The sequence below is a fragment of the Deefgea tanakiae genome (genome assembly GCF_019665765.1).
Classification (GTDB): Bacteria; Pseudomonadota; Gammaproteobacteria; order Burkholderiales; family Chitinibacteraceae; genus Deefgea; species Deefgea tanakiae.
Genome location: NZ_CP081150.1, coordinates 648,742 through 660,369, shown reverse-complemented (window position 1 = coordinate 660,369; position 11,628 = coordinate 648,742). Strand labels below are relative to the sequence as shown.

At 49.9% G+C, this 11,628-nt stretch carries 12 protein-coding genes; 2 read left to right on the top strand and 10 right to left on the bottom strand.

The window, feature by feature from the left end:
* Nucleotides 1–3: 3 nt before the first annotated feature.
* The 8 genes from K4H28_RS03120 to K4H28_RS03085 all read right to left on the bottom strand — a co-directional run bounded on the left by K4H28_RS03120 (nt 4) and on the right by K4H28_RS03085 (nt 7,927).
* Entirely contained in the window at nt 4–690 is a 687-nt protein-coding gene (locus tag K4H28_RS03120; RefSeq protein WP_221006954.1) for a flagellar hook assembly protein FlgD, read from the bottom strand.
* Nucleotides 691–701: 11 nt separating this feature from the next.
* On the bottom strand, nt 702–1,115 hold the full coding sequence (flgC, locus tag K4H28_RS03115) for a flagellar basal body rod protein FlgC (protein WP_221006953.1): 414 nt from the start codon (nt 1,113–1,115) through the stop codon (nt 702–704).
* 11 nt (nt 1,116–1,126) lie between these two features.
* Nucleotides 1,127–1,531: a flagellar basal body rod protein FlgB gene (gene flgB / locus K4H28_RS03110; RefSeq protein ID WP_221006952.1), complete on the bottom strand. Its 405-nt coding sequence runs from the start codon at nt 1,529–1,531 to the stop codon at nt 1,127–1,129.
* A gap of 469 nt (nt 1,532–2,000) precedes the next feature.
* Nucleotides 2,001–3,152, bottom strand: coding sequence for an L-threonine dehydrogenase (gene yiaY / locus K4H28_RS03105; protein WP_221006951.1), 1,152 nt, complete (start codon nt 3,150–3,152; stop codon nt 2,001–2,003).
* 166 nt (nt 3,153–3,318) lie between these two features.
* Nucleotides 3,319–4,395, bottom strand: a complete 1,077-nt coding sequence (locus tag K4H28_RS03100; protein WP_221006950.1) for an alpha/beta hydrolase family protein — start codon at nt 4,393–4,395, stop codon at nt 3,319–3,321.
* Between the two features lie 108 nt (nt 4,396–4,503).
* Nucleotides 4,504–4,773 carry a TfoX/Sxy family DNA transformation protein gene (locus tag K4H28_RS03095; RefSeq protein ID WP_221006949.1) on the bottom strand — a complete coding sequence of 90 codons (270 nt, stop codon included), beginning with the start codon at nt 4,771–4,773 and terminating at the stop codon, nt 4,504–4,506.
* 29 nt (nt 4,774–4,802) lie between these two features.
* Nucleotides 4,803–5,597, bottom strand: coding sequence for an MOSC domain-containing protein (locus K4H28_RS03090; protein ID WP_221006948.1), 795 nt, complete (start codon nt 5,595–5,597; stop codon nt 4,803–4,805).
* Nucleotides 5,594–7,927: a DNA internalization-related competence protein ComEC/Rec2 gene (locus K4H28_RS03085; protein ID WP_221006947.1), complete on the bottom strand. Its 2,334-nt coding sequence runs from the start codon at nt 7,925–7,927 to the stop codon at nt 5,594–5,596. Before K4H28_RS03085 ends, K4H28_RS03090 begins: the two co-directional genes overlap by 4 nt.
* Before the next feature lie 154 nt (nt 7,928–8,081).
* Here K4H28_RS03085 and K4H28_RS03080 point away from each other — a divergent pair, with 154 nt between their 5' ends.
* A complete protein-coding gene (locus tag K4H28_RS03080) occupies nt 8,082–9,275 on the top strand; it encodes a UbiH/UbiF family hydroxylase (RefSeq protein ID WP_221006946.1) in 1,194 nt (397 codons plus the stop codon).
* An 87-nt stretch (nt 9,276–9,362) separates the two neighbouring features.
* Nucleotides 9,363–10,091 (top strand): DsbC family protein, encoded by a 729-nt coding sequence (locus K4H28_RS03075; RefSeq protein ID WP_221006945.1) that lies wholly within the window; start codon nt 9,363–9,365, stop codon nt 10,089–10,091.
* A 70-nt stretch (nt 10,092–10,161) separates the two neighbouring features.
* Here K4H28_RS03075 and bioH read toward each other — a convergent pair whose 3' ends face one another.
* Together bioH and K4H28_RS03065 are read right to left on the bottom strand one after the other, a co-directional pair.
* Nucleotides 10,162–10,923, bottom strand: a complete 762-nt coding sequence (gene bioH / locus K4H28_RS03070) for a pimeloyl-ACP methyl ester esterase BioH (RefSeq protein ID WP_221006944.1) — start codon at nt 10,921–10,923, stop codon at nt 10,162–10,164.
* A gap of 112 nt (nt 10,924–11,035) precedes the next feature.
* Nucleotides 11,036–11,617 (bottom strand): NAD(P)H-dependent oxidoreductase, encoded by a 582-nt coding sequence (locus K4H28_RS03065; protein ID WP_221006943.1) that lies wholly within the window; start codon nt 11,615–11,617, stop codon nt 11,036–11,038.
* Nucleotides 11,618–11,628 lie beyond the last annotated feature (11 nt).

Genomic DNA, 11,628 nt, shown 5'->3' with positions numbered 1-11,628 from the left:
TCGTTATGCGTTTGTGCTGCCGCTGGCTGAGCGAATTTGAATCACATCACCAAAACCCGTTTTACCGCCATTGGCCAAATACACGCCAACACCACTGCTACCAAATTCAACAGATTTCGCCACTTGCCAAGTCACCGTGTCTAAAGCAATTTCCTTGCCATCTTTTTGGCCTTTGGCAGCAACCGTATAATCTCCTGCTGGAAGCACGCTGCCATCGGCTTTTTTGCCATCCCATTCCAGCTGCGCTAAACCTGGTTGTGAGCTATTGGCAGGAATTTTTGCCACTTCGGTACCGTCTTTATTAAATACACTCAGCATCACGTCACTAGCACCTTCAGGAATACTCACGCGTAAATCTGCCTTGGTCGTACCATCAAAGCGGAAACCATTGCCGGGGGTGAGGACTTCTTTGCCGATCAAGCCTGCCGCCTGCATCACTTGCGTGCCGGCGTACAGTGATTGCATTTGATTCATCGTTTCATTCAATTTACCAATGCCAGTTACGGTATTAATTTGTGCCATCTGGCTGGTTGTTTGCGCATTGTCCATTGGATTCATTGGGTCTTGCGTTTGCAATTGCTTCACTAGCAATTTCATAAAGGTATCTTGCTGTTTTTCAGCCTCAGTACGATTCGCCGTTTTTTTGGTATTGAGCGAGGTGTAATCAAAATTATTACCGATCGTTGCCATGATAAAACTCCTTAAGCCTGACCAATGCTCAACGTACGCATCAGTAATGTTTTGGCGGTGTTCATAACATCCACATTCGTTTGATAACCACGCGACGCTGAAATCATATTGGTCATTTCTTCGACCACACTCACATTCGGCATCGCAATATAGCCATTCGCATCAGCAAACGGGCTCTTGGGGTCATACACCAAACGCGGTGGCGCTTGATCTTCAATGACGCCAGCCACTTTGACTCCGATAGCAGATTTAGAATGGGTATTGACTGGCGAAGCTTGAAATACAACCTGTTTAGCTCGATACGGCTGACCATTTGAACTAGTCACTGACTCAGCATTAGCCAAATTACTCGCCACAACATTCAAACGCGCAGATTGCGCATTCATTGCTGACGAAGCCACATCAAACACACGAAACAATGACATTTTGATTTTCCTTATTGACCTGTTAGCGCGGTTTTCATGCTTTCAATTCGGCGAGTGAAAAAGGTGACCGCAGCTTGATAGCGAATCGCGTTATCGGTGAATTCCTTCATCTCGGTATTCATATCAACGGTATTGCCATCAATCGACGGCTGTTGCTCATTACGAAATTTCAAACTCGGCTCAAATAAATCAACCGCGCCAGAGGGCTGCAGATGACGTGTGTTGGTCGATTTGAGTGATTGACTTGGATTAACAGCCCGGGCGGTATCAAACGCAGCTTTGAAATCAATATCGCGCGCTTTGTAGTTGGGTGTATCTGCATTCGCAATATTGGAACCCAAGATTTCTTGGCGATGGCCTCGCAACTTGAGTGCGGTTTCTTGGTTACGAAAATAGACGTCGAGACGGCCTAGCATAGTCAAACTCCAGAGTGGTGACTTTCAATAAGCAGGAAACGTGCCAACAAAAAAGCCAAGCTAGGCTTGGCTCAGATTGATGACAAACTTCGTCTTTTTTGACCGGGTTTTTGCCTTCACAAGATGTCGGACAACGCACCACTTACTCTATTGCCCCCCCCAAACTCACTCTCAACGTCAATTTAATGCGTATCGGCTCCAGTGGCCACTTTTTAGGCCAATTTGGCGCATCAGGGACCTTAATCTCGCACACGATTTAGCGTTCGAAGCGAATGCCAAACAGATAGCCGATAAACCGCATTTTGATGAAAAACCGGATCGAGGCTGGGGTGGACCATTTCGATTTCATGTTAGATTGGGATGTAGGCTTGAGTATATGTCTAATCAAAAGCCCTCCAAATTGGGAGGGCTTTGTCAGCTGTCTGAGCCGCTTTAATTCAAAGTGGCTTTTTCAATTTCATAAGTTCAATTACATTGCAGCGCGATAAATTGCGCAGACTTCATCAAAGGTAGGCTGCTTAGGGTTGGTCAGGCCACACGCATCTTTCAATGCGTTGGTCGCTAGCGTCGGAATATCTTCCTCTTTCGCGCCCAATTGCGCCACACCTGTTGGAATACCTACATCCACCGACAACTTGCGAATCGCAGCCAAACACACATCAGCAGCAGCATCATCGCTCAAACCTGCTGTTGTTTCACCCATTGCACGGGCGATATCGCCTAAACGCTTGGCCGACACTTGCTTGTTGTACGCCTGAACATGCGGTAACAAGATCGCGTTACACACACCATGGGGTAAATCATAAAAACCGCCCAATTGATGTGCCATCGCATGCACATAGCCAAGCGAAGCATTATTGAACGCCATCCCAGCTAAAAATTGCGCATAGGCCATTTGCTCACGTGCGGCGATATCGTCGCCATGGCTTACCGCTTGACGCAAAGATTGGCTGATGATTTCCACCGCTTTTAATGCGCAAGCATCGGTAATCGGCGTGGCGGCAGTCGAAACATAAGCTTCCACCGCATGCGTTAAGGCATCCATCCCCGTTGCAGCAGTAAGACCCGCCGGTTTTAACAGCATTAAATCGGGGTCATTCACCGACAAAATTGGCGTGGTGTGTTTATCGACAATCGCCATTTTTACATGGCGTGATTCATCGGTGATGATGCAAAAGCGCGTCATTTCACTGGCAGTACCTGCCGTGGTGTTGATTGCAATCAGCGGCAATTGCGGCTTGGCTGAACGATCCAAACCTTCGTAGTCTTTAATTTCACCACCATTCACGGCGACCAGCGCAATACCTTTCGCGCAATCATGCGGCGAGCCGCCGCCGAGTGAAATCACACAGTCACAACCATTGGCTTGCAATAAAGCCAAACCGGCTGCGACATTGGCGGTGGTTGGATTAGGATGAACGCCATCAAACACCACGCTGGCCACGCCTTGGCTACTGAGTAAATCAGTCACCCGTTGCACTACACCGATTTTGACTAGCGGTGCATCCGTGACCAACAGCGCTTTTTTAAAGCCATAACTCTGAATCGTTTTCGCTGCGTCAACTAGGCAGCCCGCCCCCATTAAATTCACACTTGGAATAAAAAAAGCAGTCGTTGTCATGATATTGCCCTCATCAAAAATTGAAACGGTATGAGTACAGACTACGCTGATTTTTTACGTAAGAGTTTGAGCAAGATCATGACCAGTTGCAAGCCAAGGTCATCAGCCAACAAATATACAATGAGGTTTATTTTCGCCGTATTGGCCGCATTTGAGCCACGAAAAACTAAGCAGAATGCTTTTTAGCCCAATCCACGATCAGCGGTAAAAAAGCAGGGGCGAATGCGCCATCCGCCGCGATGAAGTACCGTACAGTCATCCACCACGTCCACTCACTTGACAATTGCATGCTAAAAACCGACGAGTTCAGCATCGTGTGATCCGCTTGGGGAACAACTACAGCTTGGTGTTTTGAATTGTTCTTTACATTTAGCAAAGCTGCAAACGTTTGTGCATTCGCCTTTGCATCAACATTCAAATCATCTTGCCCCCAAATCGCCAATAATGGGATCTGCAACGCGGCCAGTTGCTGACTGGAATTGGCTTCGATATTGAGCGCGATAAAATGATAACGTTTAGCAGAAAGCGGTGCTGTATTGGCGCCATTTGGAGCAGGAAATGCGGCTAAGTACTTTTGAAATTGTTGGCTATATTCTGCAAAACTGAGTGAAATTGACGGCTGCGGCGCTGCGCGCTGCCATTGAATCGCCTTATCAATTTCTGGCGCACTTAATCCAGCGCGGATTAAGCGCTGCCAAGTAAAAAATTCACCTTGAGCCCGCCATTCCAGCGCCGCGCCGACTGTAATTAAAAAAGCAGGGGCAGGATTCATCGTGGCCACCTGAGGTAAGACCCAGCCCGCTTGCGAAAATCCCAGCAGACCAATCCTTTGCGCTTGAATATCGGATCGCTGCGCCAACATTTGCATCGCGACATGGGTTTCCTGAGCTCGGTGTTGCATCGATTGTTGCAACCAATCACCACTTGAATCACCCGTACCCGGTTTATCCCAAGTAAAACAAGCAATCCCAGCTGACAAATACGCATTGATGATTTGCGTGTAGCGATCCCCCCCCCTTGTTTGCGGGCCATCGCCATGCACCAACAGCACGACTGGGAATGGCCCCTGCCCCGCAGGCAATAGCAGCGTGCCAACTAGCTGATTTTGATCATGCTTGAAACTGAGCTCAATTTGCTGCTGCGCTTTAACTTCATGTCGCTCAGCCAACAATAACAAACCCAACAACAATAAGCCTACGACAGCACACGCTAACCATAACTTATTGCTCAATTTAATTTTCACTTCAGTCGGCTTCTATGTCATATTTATCAAAAGGTATGTTGATCTGCGCTTTATTTATCAATAGTTTGATGGCAATACACCAATAAAATCTAAGAAATCATCCAGCGTTTAAGTTCGCGGCGCAAGCCCTATATCATCTAAACGCATCAGAATTTCTATTTTCCGTTCTGCCTTAATCATCTGCCAATGCACATTCTCCTGCGCACCCATCATGGCATACAACATGTTCAGCGATAAATTAGGAATGATCGCGTGCAGTTGCGCGTAGATCACAAAGGGATCGGTCGCCATAAATTGCTCGACACTCACAATCCCCACTTGCGCCAGCATTGCTTGGCTTTTGGGGCCGAGGCCTTTGAGTTGTTTTAGCTCGCTCATGGCTTGCTTAATTCAGAGTACCGATAAGTTTAAACATATGACAAAACCTCAACCGACATCCCCCGCCGTAATTCGCCACTGCCCAACGCCAATATATTTTGTCCAAACACCACCGCACCTGCAGTTTTCCTAAATTTAGCAAGGCTACGTAATGGCTCTGAGTCGGGCGATTTTGCTGCGGTATCGGGGTCTAAAGTCGTCATAATGCAGCGCTCGCAAGGCTTGCCGAGCTGAAACTCAACATCACCAATCCGAATCCGTTGCCAAGTATCTTCTGCAAATGGCTCGCTATTGGCAATCACCAGATTCGGCCGAAAATGCAGCATCGACATCTCACGCCCAACGCGATGATTGAGTTCGCGTAGCGAGCCTTCGCCAATCAAGAGCAGTGGATATGTGTCGGCAAATCCAACGGGAATCTCTGGATGATGTTTCACGCGGCGATGGCTCTCTGGCCCCGTCCACATCAAATGCACTTGCTGCTCTAAATACGCCGACAACCACGCATCGGCAGCCAATGCACCGCGCCGCGCCAAGAATTCGTTTTCCCAAACATCGGCGATGTGGCTCTCTGTGAAATTGCCTAGCGGTACAAATAAGTCAACGCAGTTGGGCGCTTTCAGCCAAAGACCATCACTTGTGGGTTCGGCAGAAATCAAAAGTAAACGCGGCTCAGTGCGACCCGTAATGTATTTGCCCTCAGCCGTTGCCACCATCCACTCCCGATCAAACTGCAAGCCTCGCTCAGAAAGTAAGCTCGTTGTTAACGGCTGGGCGCGACATGATTTAAGCGGGTAACGATACATGGCTGACAGCGTCATCATTGTGGTGTTTCTCCAGTAAGGGCAGGCGTGGTCGCATTGTACCAATATCGCGGCGCAATGACGCGCTGCTGCTTTACCTCAATCTGCTCGCCAACCGTAAATCGAATCGCGCCCATTTGGTCGGTTCGCAGCAGGCTGCTGCCCGCCGCTGCATAACGAGACACTACATCGGGATGAGGATGCCGGAAATGATTCATAAATCCTACCGAGAACACGGCGTATTGAGGTTGTAGCGTTTGGATCAACAATTCAGAAGAGGCCGTTTTACTACCATGGTGCGGCGCAATCACGATGTCGGTAGGAAGCAAACCTGCAGCGACCAGTTCGCCCTCTTCCAATCGTCCAATATCAGCCGGAATCAGTAGACTGTGCTGGGCATTATGAATCCGCAACACGCAGCTTTTGGCATTGTCATCCCGCGCAGAATATTCAGGCTGCAGCCAAAGCATAGAAAACTGAACGCCATCCCATTGCCATGTCTGCCCCGCTTGGCATACTCGCTGAGTGACTGTTGTCGCCAAGAGAGGCTGCAAGGGTGGCAGGCTATGCATAATTTGCTGAATTGGAAATGCTCGTCCTCCCTCTTGGCCCAGCAAGATCGGTGCTGCGCCGATGTGATCTGCGTCGTTGTGCGACAAAATGAGTTTATCCAGCGCATGTATCCCCGCTTGCCGTAATACCGGCAATAGCACCCGCTCACCATTGGCGACATGCCCCGTATCGAACAACAGCGCGTGATTTCTTGTTTGCACCAAAACGCTCAAGCCTTGGCCTACATCCAAAACTTGAGCAACAAACACATTCTCTGGAATAACTATTTTGGGTGTAAAAAACAGCGGCAATAACATGACCCACCCTAGCCACCGGGCAGGAACACCTCGGGGTAATAAGAGCAAGGCAATACCCAGCATGGCAAGCGGCAACATACTCATCGATGGTGTATTGATCTGCAAATCGATCATCGGCAAGCTTAAACACCATTGCAACAGCCAATCGACCCCAGCAAACAGCCGCTCAGCCCAATGCAACAAAGTGCCGCTGGGCTCCAACACACCGAGCAAAGCCAGCGGAGTGACCAGCATACTCACCACGGGAATCGCCACCGCATTGGCCAACGGTGACACCAAGGGAAATTGCCCAAACACCACCAGCAAAATCGGCATCGAGGCGATGGTGGCCGCCCATTGCGTACCGACCCACAGCTGCCATTGCTTCAAGTCGCCAATCCGATTGGAGCCCGCCCAAATCAAATAGCCAACCACCATAAACGACAGCCAAAACCCCACCGACAACACAGCAAACGGATCAAACACCACCACGGCCATCAGCGCACCAGCCCAGATCGCACTTTTGGCCATCGGTTTGGCGCGCCACAAACACAGCGCTGCCACCAAGAGCATCAAGACCGTGCGCTGGGTCGGCACGGCCATCCCCGCCAGCAGGCTATACACCAAGGCGGCCAACACGCCTGCTATCAGTGCGGCACGTTGCGCCGCAAAACGCTGCGCCAATTGCGGGATGCGCCGCCACACAAACAGCACAGCACTCGCCGAAAACGCCGCCAACAACGTAATGTGCAAGCCAGAAATACTGATCAGGTGGGTAATTCCAGTCTGCGCAAAGCGCTGCCACTGCGCCTTGGGAATCCCACCTTGATCACCGATGGTCAGAGCAACAATAACGCCTTGATATGGCGCATCAGGTAAAGCTCGAACGATTCGCTGGCGCAATGCCGCGCGTATCCTCACTAACCAAGCTACATTTGCAAACTCATTCAATCGTTCCACGGATTTAGCACTGCCCACCGCTGCAATATTCTGCTGTAAAAACCAACTTTCCAAATCAAAACCCGCGGGGTTAACCGCGCCATGAATTGGCTTAAGTTTAAGCTGCAAGCGCAAACGCTCACCCGCACTAAATTGGCCGTGTTTCAGATTGGCGTTCACTTGAATGCGCTGCGGCTGCCAGCCATTCGCAATCGGCTGCTCTGGGGTCAACACAAAGCGCGGGCCAAAACGGCTGTCCTGTGGCAAATCACTGATATACCCCTCAACCCACAGCGTTTGGCCAACAAGACTCATCGGAATCCGCTGCGCCATCCGAAGTTCAGCGCGCCATTGCGCCCATGCAAATCCCAAACTGATAGCCAGCAGTGCAATGAAGAAATAGTGCAGTAGCCATTGAAATTTAAAATATCGAATTTGTGCCAACAAAAGCGCAGCGCCCGCACTCGACACGGCCCACCACCACGCGGGCAAACTCGCTTGTTGCTGCAGGGCAATCACCCCCAGCACAAAACAGGCAATAAAAAGTAGATATCGACTGAGCATTCACTCAGTCTAGAGCAAGATATGTCAGTCAGCCGCCCACGCAAAGCCAGCTATAATCTGAATGCCAGCGCCTGCAACACCAAAACAAGTCGTCTTTTCGTCAAGCGCATAAATCGCCTTGCAACAATTTGATGGGGTGATAAACTCAATCCCCATGAAAACATACGATGCTGATTTAATCATTGTGGGCGGTGGCTTAGTGGGTGCGGCGCTGGCGCTGGCGCTAAAAAACACTTCGCTATCGATTATTTTGCTCGAAGGCCGCGAGCCTGTGCTTGATTTTGATCTGGCCAGCTGGGATCAGCGGGTGTATGCGATTAGCCGCGCTAGCCGCAAGCTACTCACGCAGATTGGTGCATGGGATCGTGTTCGAGCCGAGCGTTTGTCGCCAATTACTGCGATGAAAATTCGTGGTGATGAAGCCAATGCCAAACTGGAATTTAATGCGCTCGAAAGCGGCGTCGATGAATTAGCGTATATCGTAGAAAATCGTGAATTACAACGAGCACTCTGGCTGGCGCTGGCCGACAGCCCCAATGTTCAAATCATCACGCCAGCTGAGCCAGAATCACTGCAGATCGATCATAGTGGTGCCACACTCACCTTAAACAATCAACGCGAGCTGCACGCGCGTTTGGTGATTGGTGCTGATGGCGCAAACTCTTGGGTGCGCCGTCAGATGAATATCGAGGCCAGTAGCAAGCCGTACGAGCAATTTGGCGTGGTTGCTAATTTTGCTTGCGAAAAACCGCACTACGGCGCTGCGCAGCAATGGTTTAAAACTGACGGTATTTTGGCATGGCTACCGCTGCCGGAGCAGGCCTCTTTTTCTCAAAATCAAATGTCGATGGTTTGGTCGTGCAACGAAGCACGCAAAAATGAATTACTTGGCCTCGATGCAGCGCAATTAGCTGCTATCGTTGCCCAAGCGGGTGGCAAAGCACTGGGCGAACTCAAGCTCGTCACGCCGCCAGCGGCCTTCCCGCTCAAGCTCACCCAGATTCAAACCTGCGTTAAGACTCGAATTGCATTAGTGGGTGATGCCGCTCACACGGTTCACCCGCTCGCTGGTCAGGGCGTCAACCTTGGCTTTGGCGATGTGGCAGAATTAGCGCAATTACTCAGAAACACGCATCCGGAACGAATCGGCGACTTGCTGGTCTTACGACGATACGAACGCGCCCGCCGCGAATCAGTACTGCTGATGCAAACAGTCTGCGATGGTTTGCAAAAATTGTTTAACAACCAGAATTCGATTTTAAAAAGCCTACGTAATATCGGGCTAGGCTTCACCGACTCATTACCATGGATTAAACGGCAACTGATACGCCATGCCATGGACTCTTAAATTTGATGTATCTAACTGTAGCCATTAATTAACAAAGCCTTCATAGCAATACATCAAGGCAGTTGCATTATTCTTAAAAGGATTAGCATGAAACATTTCACTCGCACCCTAATCGCCGCCAGCATGATTGCGATGACCGCCTGCGGCGCACAAGCGGATGCGCCACCGAAAGATTTAAAAACCAAACTCAGCCAGAGCCTAGGGCAGCCAGTTGATTCGGTCAAAGAAACCCCAATCAAAGGCCTTTATGAAGTCGTTTTGAATAAACGTCATATTGTCTATTCAGACGCGAAAGGTGAACATGTTGTCGTGGGTGACTTGGTCAACGTGGCATCGAAAAAAAGCCTAACCGAAGCGCGTATGGCCGAATTGAATAAAGTGGACTTTGCAAAATTACCACTCGCCGACGCGATTAAAGAAGTCCGTGGCAATGGCAAACGTCAATTGGTGGTGTTCTCTGATCCAGACTGCCCATTCTGCAAACGACTAGAAACGCAAAGCTTGGCCGGCATCGACAATATCACCATCTATACCTTCTTAATGCCACTGGCCAGCCTGCATCCTGATGCCGCACGTAAATCAGAATTGATTTGGTGTGCCGAAGATCGCGTCAAAGCTTGGCAAGATTTTATGCATCAAGGTAATTTGCCAACAGGTGGCAAAGCCAGCTGCGAAAATCCAATCGCCCGTACAGTCAAATTCGGTGAGTCACTCGGCATTAACGGCACGCCAGCTTTGATTTTTGCTGACGGCCAAATCGTTTCTGGTGCGATTCCAAAAGACGAAATCGAAAAAATCCTCGCTAAACAAAAATAAGCGAAGGCAATCTGTAAAAAGGCCACCGAATTCGGTGGCTTTTTTATATGCATAAAACATCAAACCGCTTTTAATTGTTGGCCAAGAAATCCAACTGCGCAGCCAGAAACTCATCCCGATGCGATAAAAACGGCGCATGTGCTGCGCCTTGATGCACGATCAATTTGGCGTCAGACAATTGCGACTTCAACCAATGCCCCGCGGGTAGCGGCGTCAGCGTGTCTCGATCACCATACTGCAATAAAACTGGGCACGAGATCTGACTCATTTGCTCGCGCAAATCGGTATCGCGCAGAATCGCTAACCCTTCGGCCAAAGAGGCAATACTCGGCTCGCCGTGCTTGAATAAATCGGCGAGTAATTCCTTGGTCACCGCTCTCGCGCTCGCATCACCCATCGCTTGCAAACTAATAAAACGCTTTAAAGTACCCTGCCAATCGGACTGCAATGCTTCGGCAAATTGCGCCAATACCGTCGCTGGCATCGCGGCGCGCCAATCTTCCCGCTGCATAAAACACGGGCTGGAAGCGACCAAAGTCAATGACTTTACTTTTTCCTGTTGCTGAATCGCCCACTGTGCAGCCACCGCGCCGCCCAAAGACCATCCGATAATTTGCACCGGCCACGGAAACGCCGCATCGACCGCATCGACCATCATCTGCAAACTCAGCGAAGATGTGGCAGGTGACGCGCCGTGCCCCGGCAAATCGACCAAATGCACGCAATAATGCTGCGCCAATTCATCGACAATTGAATTCCAGACTGTACTGTTCATCGCCCAACCGTGCAGCAGCACCAAATCCGGCCCACGGCCACGCGTTTCAATCCACATGATTTGTTCCAACACCCATTCAAACGGAGTCGCAGTTTACCGCCTAGCTCGGTCAATGGGCGGCTCAGTGGCAAAAATTTTCGCTCAAAATTTGCTGATCAACTTAGAAAACTTAAATCCGTGTCGCCAAAGCACAAGCTTGAGCAAGCCAAGCCGATCTTTGTTCGGGCTTCGCACTGATTACAGGACCAAAAATAGCCGTTTTCTTCACTTGAATGCCACAAAATTCCAAGGTCGTTACACGCATTTGCCGCAAGACCGACAAACGATACACCCAGCGGTAGTACCACGGCGGCGTATCCATCGTCACTAGCAAATGCGCACTGCGCCCCTTGAGTAATTTGACTTGGAAACTGGAGTTTTCTTGATATTTGAACGCAAATCCCGGCACAAAAACGCGATCAATAAAACCCTTCAATAGCGCGGGTGCAGCGCCCCACCAGATCGGGTAAACCAAGGCGATATGCTCAGCCCATTCAATTTGCGCTTGTGCCTGCACCAAATCGACTTCCAAAGGCTGAATCTGCCGATACCCTTGATGCAAAATTGGATCGAACTGCAAGTCACCCAACTTCAAAATCTGAACCTGATGTCCTGCCGCCGCTGCGCTCACCGCATACTGCGCACTCAGTGCAGCGCAAAAACTATCATCTAAAGAATGCCCCAAAATCACCAACACTTTTTTGCTCATCATGCTCTCCCGCA